This window comes from Neobacillus vireti (genome assembly GCF_001026695.1).
Lineage (GTDB): Bacteria > Bacillota > Bacilli > Bacillales > Cytobacillaceae > Neobacillus > Neobacillus vireti.
The window spans coordinates 122,770-139,557 of the sequence record NZ_LDNB01000014.1 but is presented as its reverse complement, the minus strand read 5'-3'; the positions used below and the strand labels follow the sequence as shown (position 1 = coordinate 139,557).

At 40.0% G+C, this 16,788-nt stretch carries 17 protein-coding genes and 1 pseudogene; 10 read left to right on the top strand and 8 right to left on the bottom strand.

The features are described 5' to 3' along the window. Positions 1-142 precede the first annotated feature (142 nt). Both AA980_RS18125 and AA980_RS18120 read left to right on the top strand, forming a co-directional pair. Positions 143-874, top strand: coding sequence for an ABC transporter ATP-binding protein (locus AA980_RS18125; RefSeq protein WP_034723162.1), 732 nt, complete (start codon positions 143-145; stop codon positions 872-874). Then, the gene (locus tag AA980_RS18120) at positions 871-1,623 is read left to right on the top strand and encodes an ABC transporter permease (RefSeq protein ID WP_024026787.1); all 753 of its coding nucleotides are present in this window, start codon (positions 871-873) and stop codon (positions 1,621-1,623) included. Before AA980_RS18125 ends, AA980_RS18120 begins: the two co-directional genes overlap by 4 nt. A 100-nt stretch (positions 1,624-1,723) precedes the next feature. On the opposite strand, the gene AA980_RS27285 is transcribed toward AA980_RS18120, so the two are convergent. Beyond that, a complete protein-coding gene (locus AA980_RS27285) occupies positions 1,724-1,900 on the bottom strand; it encodes a hypothetical protein (protein WP_156351157.1) in 177 nt (58 codons plus the stop codon). Positions 1,901-2,389: 489 nt separating this feature from the next. Here AA980_RS27285 and AA980_RS18110 point away from each other — a divergent pair, with 489 nt between their 5' ends. Then, on the top strand, positions 2,390-3,625 hold the full coding sequence (locus AA980_RS18110) for an SH3 domain-containing protein (protein WP_047771806.1): 1,236 nt from the start codon (positions 2,390-2,392) through the stop codon (positions 3,623-3,625). 83 nt (positions 3,626-3,708) lie between these two features. On the opposite strand, the gene AA980_RS18105 is transcribed toward AA980_RS18110, so the two are convergent. Beyond that, entirely contained in the window at positions 3,709-4,713 is a 1,005-nt protein-coding gene (locus AA980_RS18105) for a DUF3231 family protein (protein ID WP_024027283.1), read from the bottom strand. Between the two features lie 308 nt (positions 4,714-5,021). Between AA980_RS18105 and AA980_RS28280 the strand changes: the two are divergent. Further along, a pseudogene (locus AA980_RS28280) lies at positions 5,022-5,294 on the top strand (SH3 domain-containing protein); the annotation flags it as partial. Between the two features lie 66 nt (positions 5,295-5,360). Beyond that, the gene (locus AA980_RS25875; protein ID WP_024027282.1) at positions 5,361-5,876 is read left to right on the top strand and encodes an SH3 domain-containing protein; all 516 of its coding nucleotides are present in this window, start codon (positions 5,361-5,363) and stop codon (positions 5,874-5,876) included. A gap of 129 nt (positions 5,877-6,005) precedes the next feature. Here the strand turns inward: AA980_RS25875 and AA980_RS18095 are convergent, their stop codons facing one another. Both AA980_RS18095 and AA980_RS18090 read right to left on the bottom strand, forming a co-directional pair. Beyond that, the gene (locus tag AA980_RS18095; protein WP_024027281.1) at positions 6,006-6,758 is read right to left on the bottom strand and encodes a YibE/F family protein; all 753 of its coding nucleotides are present in this window, start codon (positions 6,756-6,758) and stop codon (positions 6,006-6,008) included. Next, the gene (locus tag AA980_RS18090) at positions 6,755-7,864 is read right to left on the bottom strand and encodes a YibE/F family protein (RefSeq protein ID WP_024027280.1); all 1,110 of its coding nucleotides are present in this window, start codon (positions 7,862-7,864) and stop codon (positions 6,755-6,757) included. Before AA980_RS18090 ends, AA980_RS18095 begins: the two co-directional genes overlap by 4 nt. Positions 7,865-8,124: 260 nt before the next feature. Here AA980_RS18090 and rpiA point away from each other — a divergent pair, with 260 nt between their 5' ends. Then, positions 8,125-8,829: a ribose-5-phosphate isomerase RpiA gene (gene rpiA, locus AA980_RS18085; RefSeq protein ID WP_268926622.1), complete on the top strand. Its 705-nt coding sequence runs from the start codon at positions 8,125-8,127 to the stop codon at positions 8,827-8,829. 70 nt (positions 8,830-8,899) lie between these two features. On the opposite strand, the gene AA980_RS18080 is transcribed toward rpiA, so the two are convergent. Then, positions 8,900-10,486: a bifunctional metallophosphatase/5'-nucleotidase gene (locus tag AA980_RS18080; RefSeq protein WP_047771803.1), complete on the bottom strand. Its 1,587-nt coding sequence runs from the start codon at positions 10,484-10,486 to the stop codon at positions 8,900-8,902. A gap of 195 nt (positions 10,487-10,681) precedes the next feature. Between AA980_RS18080 and AA980_RS18075 the strand changes: the two genes are divergently transcribed. The 4 genes from AA980_RS18075 (at position 10,682) to phnE (AA980_RS18060) (ending at position 14,068) form a co-directional block, all read left to right on the top strand. Beyond that, positions 10,682-11,581 carry a phosphate/phosphite/phosphonate ABC transporter substrate-binding protein gene (locus AA980_RS18075; protein ID WP_407937470.1) on the top strand — a complete coding sequence of 300 codons (900 nt, stop codon included), beginning with the start codon at positions 10,682-10,684 and terminating at the stop codon, positions 11,579-11,581. A 125-nt stretch (positions 11,582-11,706) separates the two neighbouring features. Beyond that, the gene (phnC, locus tag AA980_RS18070) at positions 11,707-12,480 is read left to right on the top strand and encodes a phosphonate ABC transporter ATP-binding protein (protein WP_024028808.1); all 774 of its coding nucleotides are present in this window, start codon (positions 11,707-11,709) and stop codon (positions 12,478-12,480) included. Then, the gene (phnE, locus tag AA980_RS18065; protein WP_024028809.1) at positions 12,477-13,268 is read left to right on the top strand and encodes a phosphonate ABC transporter, permease protein PhnE; all 792 of its coding nucleotides are present in this window, start codon (positions 12,477-12,479) and stop codon (positions 13,266-13,268) included. Before phnC ends, phnE (AA980_RS18065) begins: the two co-directional genes overlap by 4 nt. Further along, a complete protein-coding gene (gene phnE / locus AA980_RS18060) occupies positions 13,265-14,068 on the top strand; it encodes a phosphonate ABC transporter, permease protein PhnE (RefSeq protein ID WP_024028810.1) in 804 nt (267 codons plus the stop codon). The genes phnE (AA980_RS18065) and phnE (AA980_RS18060) overlap by 4 nt, the downstream gene beginning before the upstream one ends. Before the next feature lie 170 nt (positions 14,069-14,238). On the opposite strand, the gene AA980_RS18055 is transcribed toward phnE (AA980_RS18060), so the two are convergent. The 3 genes from AA980_RS18055 to AA980_RS18045 form a co-directional block, all read right to left on the bottom strand. Continuing rightward, on the bottom strand, positions 14,239-14,982 hold the full coding sequence (locus tag AA980_RS18055) for an amino acid ABC transporter ATP-binding protein (RefSeq protein WP_024028811.1): 744 nt from the start codon (positions 14,980-14,982) through the stop codon (positions 14,239-14,241). A gap of 18 nt (positions 14,983-15,000) precedes the next feature. After that, complete coding sequence (locus AA980_RS18050; RefSeq protein ID WP_024028812.1) at positions 15,001-15,783, bottom strand: amino acid ABC transporter permease; 783 nt, start codon at positions 15,781-15,783, stop codon at positions 15,001-15,003. 77 nt (positions 15,784-15,860) lie between these two features. After that, positions 15,861-16,700, bottom strand: coding sequence for a transporter substrate-binding domain-containing protein (locus AA980_RS18045; RefSeq protein WP_024028813.1), 840 nt, complete (start codon positions 16,698-16,700; stop codon positions 15,861-15,863). Positions 16,701-16,788: the final 88 nt, after the last annotated feature.

The following is a 16,788-nucleotide window of genomic DNA, read 5'->3' as shown; positions in this document are numbered from 1 at the left end:
TTTTTTACTAAAAATTCATTAATGGCAATCATTTTACCTCTCAGAAAACCTACATTGGTGGGATAATAAATTGGGATAGGGGATTAGGGAACATCTATGATATAATTCATTCCCAAAAGGAGCATGGAAAGAAGTGAAAATGATGTCATTGGACCATAAACCGGCTGTCCATTTTCGGGATGTGCATTATTCCGTTGACAATCAGCCGATTTTAAAAGATATTACCGGTTCGTTTCTTGAAGGCAAAATCACCACTTTGGTCGGGCCATCAGGAGCTGGAAAGACGACACTGCTTAAACTATGCAACGGGCTGCTGTCGCCTGATTCAGGAGAAATTTTTATTAATGAGCAAAACATCGATAGCTACGAACCGGTCCAATTGCGGCGCTATGTGGGAATGGCGCTGCAAAGTGCACCAATGATCAGCGGCAGCGTACTCAAAAATCTGGCTTTGCCCATGGTGCTGCAGGGGAAACAACTAGCGGAGGAAGAAGCGCGAAATTTATTGACCGATGTAGGCCTGGATGCATCATTTTTGCACCGAAATAGTAAAGATCTATCGGGCGGTCAACGCCAAAAGGTTTCGATTGCCCGTACACTGGTTAACCGTCCCCGCGTCATTTTGCTCGATGAAATTACGTCTTCGCTCGACCTGGCATCCCAGAAGGAAATCGAAGCATTGATTGTAAAAATAAACCGGAAATTCAACACGACCATCATCTGGATTACTCATAATTTGGAGCAGGCGTTGACAATCGGGGCATACACCTGGGTGATGATGGGTGGGGAAGTGATTGAAACGGGGGAAAGCAGCCTGCTGAAGGCGCCGGTTAATGAAAAAGTGAAACGTTTTGTGAAAGGGGAAGGACAATGAGTTATCTCGCACTATCCATCGCGCTTGTTTTCGTCCTAATTCCGCTTTTTTTATCAAAAACACTCCATCTAGGGCTGGAAAAAGACACGCTGATTGCAACCATACGTTCCATCATCCAGCTGTTTGCGGTCGGCTATATTCTTCAATTCATCTTCGAAGCGGATAGCCCTCTTTATATACTACTGATGGTAATGGTCATGATTGGCGCAGCCACACTAAATGCTAGAAAAAAAGGAAGTGTGATTAAAGGCATCACATGGAAAGTGGCAGTTACCTTGATTTTTATTGAAGTACTGACGCAAGGAATTATACTTGGCTTCAACATAACGCCGCGGTCTGCCCAATATATCATCCCACTCAGCGGTATGGTCATTGGCAACTCCATGGTCCTCGCCATTTTGTTCCTTAACCGGTTTTCTGCCGAGATAGAATCACGACAGGATGAAACGGAACTCATCCTGTCCCTTGGCGGAACACCCAAACAGGCCATCAACACCCAGCTGATCACTTCCATTAAAGCAAGCATGATTCCGACAATTGAAAGCCAAAAAACCATTGGGCTCGTCCAGCTCCCGGGCATGATGAGCGGCCAAATCATCGGCGGGGCCGATCCGATTCAAGCCGTGCAATTCCAATTGCTCATTTTATTCTTGCTCTTAACCACCGCAGCCGTCACAAGCATCATGCTCGGGACTCTATCCTATCCATCACTATTCAACCAAAGAATGCAGATGTTACGGGCGCGATAAATAGTAAGACCTTTTCTAGCGATAAAATGGATAAAGTTCAACCGACAGTCTGAGGGGACTTTCCATCCCCCTCAGATTGTCGGTTGAACCTCCAAAGTACTTAAAGATTTACCTCAAAAAATTCCTTCATTAAATAATTCAGCTTTAATGACAGTGAAATATAATCAGAACTTGCCGGACCATTTTGCCGATACAGTTCATTCAGCCTGCTTTTCAGTTCTCTGATTTCCACCAAGATATCCCGGTTCTCACTTTGCTCCAAACCCATCGTGTTCACTTCCATCCTACCCCTCGATTATTTTCCCACGATGTTACCTTAGGCATGAAAGCTTGGAGAGATTCCTTCGAACATCATGGCAATTATTTTTTAAAAAAGTCATCCCAAAATCGTAATGATAATAGCACAGTTCCGGGAGAATATGAACGCGAAACCGAAAAGTAAAAATATTAGAAAAACCGTAAAAAATATTGATATATCAATATTTTTTACCATGTGCATTATAAGGATTCTTCTTTATATCCCCCTTGTCCGAAACACGTTATACTATAAAAACTTTGCTTGGAAAAATAATAATATTTTAAATTTTCATGGGGTTTGCGACAAAAGATTCGGGTTGGGGAAAACCCAATCAACCATTGACAGACACTGGAATCAAATTATTACAATTTTAAGACAGAAAACGATCCAACATTTCGAATATTACAGTGGGGAGATCATCTGAGTCATGGTCTTATTTATAACTAAAAAGAGAGAATTGGAGAATTGATGATTTTGACGAAGGAATTAACAGTAAATGGTGAATTAACAGTAAGCAGAAAAGAAACTTACGGAAAAAGCAAGCACACAAAAAGTGTACCGGTTTTCACTTCGAGGATGGAAAAACGTGAATATTATAAAAGCATACAGTTTGATCTTCGAAATGTATTAGATGTCAAAGGATTCTTAAAAGATATTAAAGCAGATTGGAATACCTATGTTTCACAGGTTAACCAATGGATTCAAAAAAATGTCGTAAAAAAACTGATAGTGACTGGCATTTTTACCGTTGTGCTTGGCTTATATTCAAGCACTGCGGATGCAGCATTTATTCAGGAATATACATATCAAGTAAAAAGCGGTGAGAAAATTGAAACAATCGCTGCGATACATGGGGTCACTGCACAGGAAATATTAGATGCCAATGGGCTTACTTCCATTAACGGTAAAAAAATTCTTTTACCAAAAGTAGAAGACAGATCAGTTACCGCCACTACACTTAATGTTCGCTCGCAGCCAACCACTGCAAGTAGTATTATTGGAACCTATAAAAAAGGGGATGTTGCCAAGGTTGCATTCGTAGAAAACGGATGGGCCGGCATTCTGATCAAGGGCCGGGTTTGTTTTGTCAGCGCTGACTATCTTTTACAAAAACATGCAGTTGAATCTCAAGCAAAAACAATGGTTGTCACTGCCTCATCGTTAAGGGTAAGAGAGGCTGCTTCTACGAGCAGTGCTATACTAGGTTCGTTAAAATTAAACGATCATGTAGCTGTGACATCAACCTCCAATGGTTGGGCTCAGATTCAATGGGGCGGAAAAAAAGCGTTTGTTAGCGCAACCTATTTAACGAATACCGCACCGGCAAATACAAAAGTTGAATCCTCTAAAACCAACAGCACAGTGTATGTGATTAAGAGCGGTGATACGTTTACAAAAATCGGTAAAACATTTGGGGTCACAGTCTCGGCCATTCAAGCATTAAATCCAACAGTAAACCCAACAAAACTGAAAATTGGCCAAACAATCAACATCCCTACTCCAAATCAAATAACAGTTACAGCACAAATAGGTGGAGTAGACCCTGGGGGAACTTTTCGTTTCATCACGCCTGATGGATACACTCATATGGCAAAAGCCTCAGGCAACATGATTAATGAATTATTTACCCACCAAGGAAAAAACGTAACACTAACACTTGAAGGTAACAGAGGTCAACAAATGACTTTACATTCTCTTCAATAACAGAGGGACGCGAGGCTTGGGGATTCTTGTGCTTCAAATTAAAAAATGAAGCGAGAGAAGCGTCCCCTCGTCCTACCATCGTCCTATTTCGCCAATTCTTTTCGATTGGGGGCATGGGGAGGCTCCTCGAACCATTGCCTTTCAATCAGCAAATCCATTCCTTCTTTCCCATATTGCATAATCTCAACCATAAGTTTCGAATATTCAACGGACAAGTCTGCTCTTGAAGATGTGGAAAGTGAATGTCCTAAAAAGGTTAACGCTGTTGAGTTAAGCATTGTAATCAAATTTAAAATCAGCTTTTCTGAAAAGGGTGAGATGGTGGACATCGATATTTCCGTATTAATCATAGATGCCACAGGCAAATCATCCTTTCTTAGTGTATCATTTAAGAATTTAATTTGCTTTTCTGCTAATTTTTTCCCCTTTATCAAATACTTCTTGATCCTCTCGTCTTTTACGACCTGAATAAACCCGGTTAGAAAAACCAAGCCAAAATAATTTCTTTCACTATTGAAAAAAATAGCTGTTAACTCCTGTACATTAAGGGGTCTTTGTGGTTCGAACCATTTGGACAAGAAAGTTTCACGATTTTTGGCAAATTCGATACCTTCAGGATAAGGTATCATAGCTGGGCGATCATAAATTCCCTTTTTCAGCATAATCGTAATCGCCTTGTTAAATAGGTCCTGGGACGAATTCAAGCATGTAGAAATGAACAACCGCACATCCTCTCGCGCCATTGCAGTAACCATCATTCCATAATTTACAATAGATAAACGACTCATGCCATAAACATAACTTAGCGGCAATAAATTGAAAAATAAAGCTGGCGCATCGGAATTATAATCATCATCGGTAAATCCCTTAGGAATCGGGAACTTTTCTTTCATAAAGATCGTTTGAATTTCACTAACTTGCTTTTGAGACACTGCTAAAGACTCCTCCAAGAGGGGCTTTATGTCGGCATCCTCCAAATATTTCAACATATGTTTGGTCATGCAAATCGACATTGATTCACCTATATAGGTGGACCATAATCCTGTTATTTCAGCTGATGTCAAACCAACCTCATGATTCTTCGTCATATCTCTTCCTCCTACTGGTGTCATTGGGGTATCTTTCCCTATATCAAATAAACTATGTAAGCGAAAAATAATCCCCAATTTCATGGGGAGGGACTTTCCGCAGTAATAAGAAACTCCACATCCTCCTTAAAATCTAGTGAACCGGATGCAAATCCCTCTATAGAAAACAAACAAGTACCTCGTTGAAAAGGTACTTGTTTGTTTTTCTGAGATCTTTCTTTGTTCCTACCACACAAGAGAAATTGCCTGAAAAGAACGTCGAGAGTTGTCCCTAAAATGACTCATTTAAAAAGTGACCACTTTATTCCATTCGGGATGATAAGAGAACCTGTCCTCATGTCGCTTATTTTACAAGACACTGCAGTTCAGGAACTACGTTTTCCATTGACGGTAAAACCATTCTTTTACCAAAAGTAGAGGACAGAACGGTTACCGCCACTACTCTTAATGTTCGCTCGCAGCCAACCACTGCAAGTAGTATTATTGGAACCTATAAAAAAGGGGATGTTGTAAAGGTTGCATACGTAGAAAACGGCTGGGCTGGGATTCTGATTAAGGGGCGTGTTTGTTTTGTCAGCGCTGACTATCTTTCACAAAAACATGCAGTTGAATCTCAAGCAAAAACAATGGTAGTCACTGCCACATCGTTGAGAGTTAGAGAAGCTGCTTCTACGAACAGTCAGGTACTAGGATCGTTAAAATTAAACGATCAAGTGTCTGTGATATCAACTTCCAATGGTTGGGCTCAGATTCAGTGGGGTGGAAAAAAAGCGTTTGTTAATATGACATATTTAACGAATAATGAACCGGCAAATACAAATACTGAGCCTTCTAAAAGCAACAGCACACCAGTAAGTTCATCTGTATATGTGATTAAGAGCGGTGATACGTTTACAAAAGTCGGTCAAGCAATCGGGGTCTCTGCCTCGGCCATTCAAGCATTAAATCCGACAGTAAACCCAACAAAGTTGCAAATTGGCCAAACAATCAACATCCCTGCGACAACTGTTGCTACTCCGAATCGAATAATCGTAGCGGCGCAAATAGGAGGAATAGACCCTGAAGGAACTTTTCGTTTCATCACGCCTGATGGCCAAACATATGGAGCAAAAGCCTCCGGCAATCTGGTAAATGAATTATTTACCCACCAAGGAAAAGCGTAACCTTAACACTTGAAGGAAACAGAGGTCAACAATTGACTTTACATTCTATTAAATAGCACATACCCTTTAGCCTCAATGTGAGGCTTCTTTTTTGGTTTGGACAAAGACGAGGTGCCCCCTCTCGTCCCTTTATTCTTTTACTAATATGAAGGCCGTGACCCAGGAGGTAATGGGAATTACAAGTGAAATTCCGATTCCGGCACATAGGATGGAGATCATTTCGGCGTTAAATATTTTTGAATTGACGATTTCTCCGAATGAATAGGAAAACACTTGAAACCATAGAAGTAATCCTAGGTAGCCGCCAAAGAAGGCGAAAAACATGGTGTTTGCACTTGTGCCTAAAATATCCCTGCCAATTCTTATTCCAGAAGTGAATAACTCTTTTCGGCTAATTGTCGGATGATGAAGAAAGATTTCGCTCATTGGAGAGGAAATCGCAATTGCCGTATCCGTAATCGCGCCAATAGCAGCCATAATCATTACGGCAGCAGCTATTTTAACAAAATCGACGCCAATATAGAGGGAAAATATACTCAGCTCCTCGACTTCTTCTTCTCCGAACCCTTGAATCATCGTCTTTTTCGCTACGATCACAATAAACAAAAGTAAAATAACAATGGTGACCAGCGTAGAAATAAAGGCTGTTATTGTTTTGCTATTCACCTCATTAATATAAAATAGATTAATACAACTGATAACAATACATGCCACCACTATGAAAATAATCGGATTAACCTTTGGAGTGGTCAAAAATAAAATACTTATCAGCACTACACCAAAATTGAGGAATATGGCCAAAAAGGACCGTGTTCCTTTTTTCCCGCCAATCAATCTCATTAATATAAACAAAATAATTCCCAACCATACAAGTACATTCATGCTTTAGCCCTCATTCTATATAGGAAAAAAAGTGTAACGTATAGACCAATCGGAATCGTTAACACAATTCCAATCCCTCCCGCTAGTGCTCGTGCCAATTCCAGCGATAAATTCATCGAAAGGGTAAATCCTACTGGAGATGCATTCTTCAAATACAAAATAATCATTGGAATCGAGCCGCTGACATAGGCAAAGAACAAAACGTTGGTCATCGTGCCCATAATGTCTTTTCCAATTTCCATTCCCGATGTTTTTAGTGCTTTTACAGATATGTTTTTATTTTTTTCAAACAGCTCAAATAAGGAAGAAGACATGGTAATGGCCACATCCATAACGGCCCCTAGTGATCCAATAAATAACCCTGCCATAAACACCATTTTGTATGGGCGCGCGATAAATTGCATTTCTTCATAGCGTAAACCCTGCTCTGAAGTTACCCACATTACACTATAAGTAATCAATAGCGAAATACATGTCCCTAGCAGCGTGGCAACAATGGCAGCATATGTTTTTTCATTAAAGCCGTTCACGAGTAACAACGAGATGACCGTAAATACAATCACACTGATACTGCAAATCCATAACAAACTTATCCCTGAAGTGTGTAAATAAACATCTAAGGCATAGGACAACAACAAGGCATTGACGGCTAAACTAATAATTGAAAATAGCCCTTGCCTTTTTCCGACTATCAGTAATGTAAAGATAAACATCCATGTGACCAGCAGAAGGTATTTATCTCGTTTTACGTCTAGGATTTTCCCGGTTATCTTTCCCGCCTTTTCTATCGAAACAAAAAGTTCGGTGCCAACCTTATATTCGTGATCATAAGCTCCGGATGAGGAATATTGATTTGTTAAATGGATAGTCTGTCCTTTTTGGGGGCCATTTTTTATTTCCGCAATGATGCCCTGAGTAAAAAGTCGATCCTCATTATTGTACCTATCCATTGTTTCAGTGCTATCTTCAACTTTTGTTTCGATAACTTTGGCGATTGAACGTTCATAAAATGAATGATTGTGATAAACAAACCACATAGAGGCGGCAAAACAAACTACTAGAATGATTGTATGTTTAGAGACTATTCTTTTTAGAAAATAGAACATGCAATATAAACCTCCATGATTCAAGTGGAATTTAGTTGATTTTTAAGGGGATGGTTACCAATCCACTTAATTAGATAGAATAACAAGAATGGTTTCACCTCGTCAAGCAAAGCATGGGGAACGTTTCTTGGCCGTCCGTCTCACTAATGGGCACAAAAAAGAGAAGGAATAATGACCCTCAACCTGCTGTAGTAGGTGTGATAGATTTTAAGGAAAATACAACATATGCTATTATTGAAAAAAAGAGTGAGGTGACTCCTTTGTTAAACTTAAACTCGATAGATGAAAGAAAAAAAGCTGCTGGTGAGAAAGCAGCAGAATTTATTATGGATGGAATGACGATTGGCTTAGGTTCTGGTTCAACCGTTTATTGGCTATTGAAAAAATTGGGCGAGTTAGTCGAACAGGGGCTTACTATTAAAGGAATACCTACATCTTTACAAACAGAAGACTGGGCCAAGGAATTTAATATTCCGTTAACCGATTTCTCCCAAGTAGATTGTCTGGATATAGCGATTGACGGGGCCGATGAAATTGACAACAATTTCAACTTGATCAAGGGCGGCGGCGGAGCTCTCTTACGTGAAAAGCTTGTCGGTGCCAATGCGAAGAAGCTAATTATTATAGCCGATGAATCAAAAATGGTCACAACCTTAGGTGGTTTCCCCCTCCCGATTGAAGTTGTCCCCTTTGGCTGGGAAGTGACCGCCAAAAGGATTGCGCTGCTCGGCGCCACTCTGCATTTAAGAAAACGGGAAGAGAAAGTCTTCGTTACAAATAACGGAAACTACATTTTAGATTGTCAGTTCCAGACCATCCCTAATCCCGAAGAGCTGCATAATCAATTAAAGCTTCTATTAGGGGTAGTAGAAACTGGTCTCTTCATCGGAATGACAAACACCATCATAATTGGTGGAGAAGGCGAGGTAAAAGTTTTAAATAAAAAAAGTGAAAATATCATATGAACCAACAAAGAGCTTGGAAAAGTCAATATTCCAAGCTCTTTTATTCAAATTGGGACTGTCCCCTCGTTCCTTAGAAAGTTACTTTCCAATTATTATTACAGCTTGCCGATACTGCTTTTCTTGTTAAAAAGTAGTTGGCTAATAGTTCGGTCATGTCTGTCTGAATTTCTTTGATTACTGGTTTATCTTTGAACATCTCGTAGTCTCCTCCGCCTCCAGCTCGATAGTTATTCATCACGACATCGTATTGATCTGAAAGGTTGATTGGCTTCCCATGATAGTTAAGTTTGACGACACGGGATCCGAAGGGCTTTGAGATATTTAATTCGTATTCGATTCCTTCCCACATATCATAATTGTAATGTTGGGGCTTCGGCTCAACAAACGCAGGATTTACGTTTAGTTCATGATTTTCATCAACGACAAAATAGGTGGCGCATTTTTCCAAAGCATCCTTTATATCCTGCCCGGAAATACGGATGACCTTTAAGGTATTCGGATAAATATAATTTGAAACGATATCTCTCATCGTGACATGTTGAGAGAATCCCGGCGATTGGTTGTGAAACAGAGCAGTGCTTGATATATCCACATCTGCTGCGTCCATTTGGACGTTATTAATGAATTCAATTAATGGGTGATCCTTTACCCTTACAGCAAAGGCATTATCAACCGTCAAATCTCCTTCAATTTTCCCAATCGGCTGATCTAGCCATTTCTGGGTTTGCCTTTCGTATTCTTCTGCTAGCTCTAAGACATTTTTGACAGGTTCGGTGGTATCTTCCACTGGTACGATCTCAGCAATTTTTTCTACAACCTTCCACTTACCATCTTCAAATTGAAATTGGATTACAGCCTTACCTAATGCCTGCCCATTAAATCCCGGCTGAATGACGGTTACGCCATTGATATGTTCCTTAATTTGCCGATGCTGGTGGCCCGTAAGCAAAACATCTATTCCATCAATTTCATGGCACAACCGATAGCCTTGGTTTTCACCGGTTAATGACTCGGTAGGCTCCCCTGATAACAAATCGCGTTCAAAGCCTCCGTGGTAGGAAACGATCAGGAAATCGTATGTCACATGTTCTTGCAAATACTTGACCCATTTCCTAGTTGTCTCCAGCGCATCTTCAAAACGTAAGCCTTCAATATGGCTTGGATTCTCCCAATTAGGAATGTAATGGGTTGTTACCCCCAGCACAGCCACCTTAAGTCCATTATCAAATTCCTTGATCAAATAAGGCTTGCCAAATAATGGCTGGTTTGTTTCTTCACTTAAAATATTGGCGGAAAGCCAAGGGAAATTGGATTCGTTTACTGCTTTTTTTAACAAGCCCATTCCATAGTTAAACTCATGGTTTCCAATTATCGCAGCATCATAATCTAGGCTATTTAGAATGCTGATCATTGGATTTTTTTTGTCATGAAGGAATTTAGCGTAGTGATAAGTTAACGGTGTACCTTGAATAACATCTCCATTATCAATCAGAAATGTGTAATCATACTTTTGTTTCACCTGGTTAATGAGCTGTGCAATCTTAGCAATTCCTGAGTTCGTTTCTTGATGATTTCCATAGTTAATCGGGAAGACATTTCCATGAAGATCACTCGTTTCGATAATCACCAATTCACACCGTTTTTCTGGAGTCGGCATCTTCTAACTTCCTTTCAGCTTATTCAACATCATTATACTAGTAAAACGAAATGAACAAACAATAATTTACAAAGTTTACTGTTTCTTAACATAAAACAGCTGCACTATCATGGTACTATTCCTTTTGTAATCATAAAAATTTTTTACATGGAGGTTTCACAGATGTTCAAAGGAAAAAGATTAGCAGCAATCGGCATGTCATTAACTCTTGCAGCAGGCATTTTAAGTGGTTGCGGCAGTTCAAAAGATGCTTCGGCTAAAAATGCTTCATATGCACCTGAAACTCTAACCGTCCAATTCGTACCATCACAAAATGCTGATACGTTAGAAGCAAAAGCGAAACCGTTAGAAAAGCTATTAAGTGATAAACTAGGCATTCCTGTAAAAGTGAGTGTTTCCACGGATTATAATACAATCATTGAAGCAATGGCTTCCAAAAAAGTAGATATCGGCTTCTTACCGCCGACTGCCTATGTGTTGGCGCATGAAAAAGGGGCAGCAAACGTGTTACTTCAAGCACAGCGGTTTGGCGTAGATAATCAAACGGGTCAGCCTACTCAAGATTTAGTAGACTTCTATAAATCCATGTTTATTGTGAAAAAAAATTCTAACATCAATGATATTAAAGACCTAAAAGGTAAAAAGATTGCCTTCCAAGACGTAACTTCTTCAGCTGGATATGTATGGCCTGCAGCCTCTTTATTGGATGCCGGAATTGATCCAATTAAAGATGTTCAAGGAGTAACGGTGAAAGGTCACGACCAAGCTGTCATTGCCCTTCTTAATGGTGATGTCGATGCAGCCGTTATTTTCCAAGATGCCCGTAATATCGTAAAAAAGGATTATCCAAAAGTATTTGAAGATACAAAGGCACTTAAGTTCACTGAAAAAATCCCTAATGACACCATTTCTGTTCGTACAGACATGAATGAAGAATGGGTGAAAAAGATTCAAGATGCATTTGTTGAAATCGGAAAAGATACAGAAGGACACCAAATTATTAAAGATATATACTCCCATGAAGGCTATACACCATCTGACGATAAAGTGTTTGATATCGTACGTGATTATGCTAAAAAAGTAAAAACAGAGTAGATAAATAGTTTCCATGGTTAATATGATTCGAGCCAGTAAGTCTTCATTTACTGGCTTGGTTTTTTTACCTATTTCCTTTTCGTTCTCAACCAGATTGATATCAAATGAAGAAAGTTGGTAAAGAAATGATTGAATTTAAAAATGTCTCCAAGACATATCCTAACGGTGTGAAAGGATTACGTAATATTAACTTAAAAATTGAAAATGGTGAGTTTGTAGTGGTGGTTGGATTATCTGGTGCAGGTAAGTCAACGTTACTACGCTCAATAAATAGATTAGCAGAAATTTCCGAGGGAGAAATCTTAATTGACGGCAAGTCGATTACACATGCAAAAGGAGCCGCCTTAAGAAGAATTCGCCGCGATATCGGGATGATTTTTCAAAGTTTTAATTTAGTAAAGAGGTCTACTGTACTAAGAAATGTATTATCCGGACGAGTGGGATATCACTCCACATTACGAACCGTTTTCGGATTATTCCCTAAAGAAGATGAAAATCTAGCCTTTGATGCACTCGAACGTGTGAATATTTTAGATAAAGCTTATACCCGGGCAGATCAGTTATCAGGCGGTCAGCAGCAGCGAGTTTCCATTGCCCGCGCGTTAGCTCAAGAAGCAAAAATAATATTGGCCGATGAACCGGTAGCTTCTCTGGATCCTCTAACAACAAAACAGGTAATGGATGACTTAAGAAGAATCAACAAGGAATTAGGGATTACCACCATCGTGAACCTTCATCACGTTGATCTAGCCAAAGAATATGCGACAAGAATTATTGGGATGCGAGCTGGCGAGGTTGTTTTTGATGGACCTGTAGCATGGGCAACGGATGAAACATTTTCTGAAATTTATGGCCGTCCCATTCATAAAGACGAGTTATTAGGAGCGGCAGTTCTATGATTCAAGCGCAGAAAAAAGGGGTACCTCAACCTCCCAGTAAAATAAAAGGATATCTGACAGCCATACTAGTCCTCTTACTTCTTTGGGGAAGTTCTGTGAATACCGAGTCATCCTTAAGCGAGTTCATAATTGGATTTCCCAATATGTTGGATTTGTTAACACAAATGATTCCTCCCAACTGGAGTTATTTTGATAAAATAACCGGGGCGATGCTGGAAACGATTCGGATGGCTGTGATCGGAACGACGTTTGGCGCGATTATTTCAATTCCAGTTGCTCTTTTTTCAGCTAGTAATATTGTTCAAAATTCATGGATCTTTTATCCGGCACGTTTCATCCTAAATTTAATTCGGACTGTTCCTGATTTACTACTAGCCTCCATTTTTGTTGCAATCTTTGGACTCGGAGCGTTACCTGGTATTTTGGCATTAACCGTTTTTTCGATTGGTTTAATTGCAAAATTAACCTATGAATCGATTGAATCCATCGACCCTGGGCCGCTCGAAGCGATGATTTCAGTCGGAGCGAATAAAATTCAACTTATTGTGTTTGGGATCATTCCCCAAATACAAGCCCATTTTATTTCCTATGTATTATACACGTTTGAAATTAATGTACGGGCAGCTGCCGTATTAGGACTTGTTGGTGCAGGCGGAATTGGATTATTTTACAATAAAACGCTCGGATTTCTTGAATACGATAAAGCAAGCTCCATCATTGTCTATACATTAGTTGTCGTGTTAATCATTGACTATATCAGTACGAAATTACGGGAGAAGTTATTATGAACACAGCAACTAGAAAGATTCCTAGACGTAAGAAAAATCGCATTGGGCTCTGGAGTGTTTATCTTGTCCTCGCTCTTATTTACATTTGGGCCTTTGCCGGTATGGGGGTTCCCGAAATAAAACCAACGGCTGGGCAAATATCTAAAGCTATTTTTAACGGACTTTTTCACCCAGATTGGAGTTTTGTATCTGAGCCCGGCGGGGAAGATTTACTTCACGGCTTACTCGATACGCTAGCGATTGCGGTTTTAGGTACATTTATTTCTGCTCTATTATGCATTCCTTTTTCCTTTTGGGCTGCTCGCAACATGAGCAAAGGGCATACCCTTTCAGGCACGGGGAAATTTTCTCTTAGTTTCATTCGAACATTTCCTGAGCTCGTGATGGCCATCATGTTTATTAAAGCAGTTGGTCCAGGATCATTTGCCGGCGTATTAGCATTAGGGCTCCATTCCATTGGGATGCTAGGAAAGCTATTCTCTGAGGAAATTGAAAATATGGACCTAGGCCCTGCCGAGGCTTTATTAGCAACAGGGGCTAACCGTTTCCAAATCCTATGGTTTGCGGTACTCCCTCAGGTTATTCCCGGATTTCTATCCTATACTCTCTATCGTTTTGAAATTAATGTTCGGTCAGCAACCATTCTTGGTGTCATTGGAGCCGGCGGAATAGGTACTCCGCTTATTTTCGCCCTAACCTCCAGAAACTGGAATCGTGTAGGCATTATCCTCTTAGGGATAATTGTCATGGTTACCTTAATCGATCTTATTTCTGGATACTTGCGTAAGAAAATTATCTAAAAATAGAACGAAAGATTGAAGAAATGAAAAACCACCCTTACATGAACAAAAGGGTGGTTTTTGGTTATTTAATCTATAAATAGGGGAGGTGGGCTGTATTCCAGAACGTTTTCCCTTTTTAAAAAATAGATTGTTACTTAGCAGAAGTGCCACAAGCCGTGGCACTCCCACTAAACTGTTTGGGTCAGTGTGCGTTTTAAAAATTCTTTCGTGCGCTCTTGGGTTGGCTGATTGAAGATTTGTTCAGGACTTCCCTCTTCCGCAATCACACCTTTGTCCATAAACACAACACGGTCTGATACTTCTTTTGCGAATCCCATTTCATGGGTGACGATTAACATTGTGAGGCCACTGCTAGCGAGCTCCTTCATTACTTTAAGAACCTCTCCCACCATTTCTGGGTCCAGCGCTGATGTTGGTTCATCAAATAACATTACATCCGGCTCCATTGAAAGTGCTCTGGCAATGGCGACACGCTGCTTTTGCCCGCCGGATAATTGTTTCGGCTTTGCATTCACATATTGATCCATACCGACAACTTGCAAATATTTCATTGCCACTTTTTCGGCATCTTCACGGGAACGCTTTAACACTTTCATTTGTCCAACAGTACAGTTGTTTAACACATTATGGTTATTAAATAAATTGAATTGCTGGAAAACCATCCCTAATTTTGTCCGGTATGCGGTAATATCATGCTTATTATCTAAAATGTTCTCTCCCTGATAGATGATTTGGCCGCCACTCGGTTTTTCCAAAAGATTAACACAGCGAAGAAGTGTTGATTTCCCTGAGCCGGATGAGCCAATAATACAAACAACTTCCCCTTTATTGACGGTGAAATTAATATCCTTTAATACTTCATGGCTCCCAAAAGATTTACTTAAGTGCTGAATCTCAACAACCTTTTCCATTTGATACCCCTCCTTTACCTAAAAGTTCTGACCAGGACCATTTTTTGTTCTCTGCAGCATATTTTCAGGTGTCTCCACCTGCATTTGATTAGCATACATCATATAATTATCCGGTCCGTCTAATTTCTTTTCGATGTAGCGGAGAATGCGCGTCACGGTAAACGTCATAATAAAATAAAGCACGCAAGCAATGAAAAACGATTCAAAATACCTGAAGTTATTCCCAGCGATTGATTTCGTCTGGAAAAATAACTCTGTAACAGAAATAACATTAAGCACGGACGTGTCCTTAATATTAATCACAAACTCATTACCTGTTGCCGGCAAGATATTGCGAATCACCTGCGGCAAGACCACATTCTTCATCGTTTGAAAATGATTCATTCCAATCGCCTGTGCTGCTTCATACTGTCCCTTATCAATTGAAATAATCCCACCGCGAATGATTTCCGACATATAGGCCCCGGTATTAATCGATACGATTAAGATCGCCGCGTAAATTCGGTTCATATCCATACCGAACGCTAACGCTGAACCATAGAAAATGACCATTGCTTGGACAATCATCGGTGTTCCGCGGAATACCTCAATATAGATCGAAAGAATTGCATTGATTAGTTTAAGGAAAATTCTTTTTACTCCTCGTTCAGGCATCGGAATCGTTCGAATAACCCCTATTATAAGGCCAATAAGGGAACCTAAAATCGTACCAATAATGGCAATTAACAGCGTAATCCCCGCACCGCGAAGGAACATAGGCCAATTGTTTGAAACAATTTTTATTACCCAATCAAAAGTCATATTTGTTCTCCTTTTTTAAAAAACTTAGAAAGGATAAAACCGAATGCAAGTGAATGCACCCGGTTTTTCCCTCATCATTATTGGGCTGACGGTTGATTTTTAATAGCAGCATCCATAATGCTGGTCTGTTCATCTTCTGAAATTCCCGATAAGATTTTATTAATTTTATCCGTTAATTTACTGTTTTTCGCAACGCCGACAGCGATCGCGGTATCATCATCCGATGTTTTAAAGCCGTCATTAAATTCGATCATTTTATACTTTTCGTTAGCGGACTGAGCACTTATACCTTCTGGGCGTTCGGAAACATATCCATCAATGACGCCCGACTCAAGGGCCACCCTCATTGCCGGGAAGTTATCCATCGCCGGCTGCTTATTTACCCCTTTTATCTGGTCAATGACCGAGTAGTGGAAGGTATTCAATTGAGCTGATATCTTTGCTCCTTTGAAATCTTGAATGGAAGAAGCTCCATCGAATTTTCCGCCTTTTTTCACAACCATCACTAAATTCGATTTATAATAGTTGTCTGTGAAGTCAATCGTCTCTTTGCGCTCAGCAGTTGGTGACATTCCGGCGATGATGGCATCAATTTTTCCAGAAGTTAACGACGGAACAAGCCCGTCCCATTCTGTTTTCACAATCACTAACTTTTTCCCTAAGCCATCGGCAATTTTTTTGGCGATTTCTACATCATATCCGCCAGCGTATTCCGCATTGCCATCAATTTTAACACCGCCATTGGCATCACTCGATTGCGTCCAGTTAAATGGTGCATACCCCGCTTCAAGACCCACCTTAAACGTTTCTTTCTCCGCTGCCCCTTTATCTCCTGAATCACTCGTACCACATGCTGATAATAACAGCATCATAGTTAAAGAGATTGCTATTAAAAATGATAATTTTTTTCTTTTCATTACATTTCTCCTCCTCTTTTTTCAAAAAAATTCTGCCTCCTGCAAGGCAACAAGTATGTTTTTTCAGGCAATTTGTACAATAAAAAGA

Bases quoted from the DNA above. Each gene is read 5' to 3' on its own strand.
- AA980_RS18105 (WP_024027283.1), bottom strand. From the start codon at position 4,713: ATGACGAAGAATCATGAGGTTGGTTTGACATCAGCTGAAATAACAGGA.
- AA980_RS18090 (WP_024027280.1), bottom strand. From the start codon at position 7,864: ATGTTCTATTTTCTAAAAAGAATAGTCTCTAAACATACAATCATTCTA.
- AA980_RS18095 (WP_024027281.1), bottom strand. From the start codon at position 6,758: ATGAATGTACTTGTATGGTTGGGAATTATTTTGTTTATATTAATGAGA.
- phnE (WP_024028809.1), top strand. From the start codon at position 12,477: ATGATTCAAGCGCAGAAAAAAGGGGTACCTCAACCTCCCAGTAAAATA.
- AA980_RS18125 (WP_034723162.1), top strand. From the start codon at position 143: ATGTCATTGGACCATAAACCGGCTGTCCATTTTCGGGATGTGCATTAT.
- AA980_RS18080 (WP_047771803.1), bottom strand. From the start codon at position 10,486: ATGCCGACTCCAGAAAAACGGTGTGAATTGGTGATTATCGAAACGAGT.
- AA980_RS18075 (WP_407937470.1), top strand. From the start codon at position 10,682: ATGTCATTAACTCTTGCAGCAGGCATTTTAAGTGGTTGCGGCAGTTCA.
- AA980_RS18120 (WP_024026787.1), top strand. From the start codon at position 871: ATGAGTTATCTCGCACTATCCATCGCGCTTGTTTTCGTCCTAATTCCG.
- AA980_RS18055 (WP_024028811.1), bottom strand. From the start codon at position 14,982: ATGGAAAAGGTTGTTGAGATTCAGCACTTAAGTAAATCTTTTGGGAGC.
- AA980_RS18110 (WP_047771806.1), top strand. From the start codon at position 2,390: ATGATTTTGACGAAGGAATTAACAGTAAATGGTGAATTAACAGTAAGC.
- phnC (WP_024028808.1), top strand. From the start codon at position 11,707: ATGATTGAATTTAAAAATGTCTCCAAGACATATCCTAACGGTGTGAAA.
- AA980_RS18045 (WP_024028813.1), bottom strand. From the start codon at position 16,700: ATGAAAAGAAAAAAATTATCATTTTTAATAGCAATCTCTTTAACTATG.
- phnE (WP_024028810.1), top strand. From the start codon at position 13,265: ATGAACACAGCAACTAGAAAGATTCCTAGACGTAAGAAAAATCGCATT.
- AA980_RS18050 (WP_024028812.1), bottom strand. From the start codon at position 15,783: ATGACTTTTGATTGGGTAATAAAAATTGTTTCAAACAATTGGCCTATG.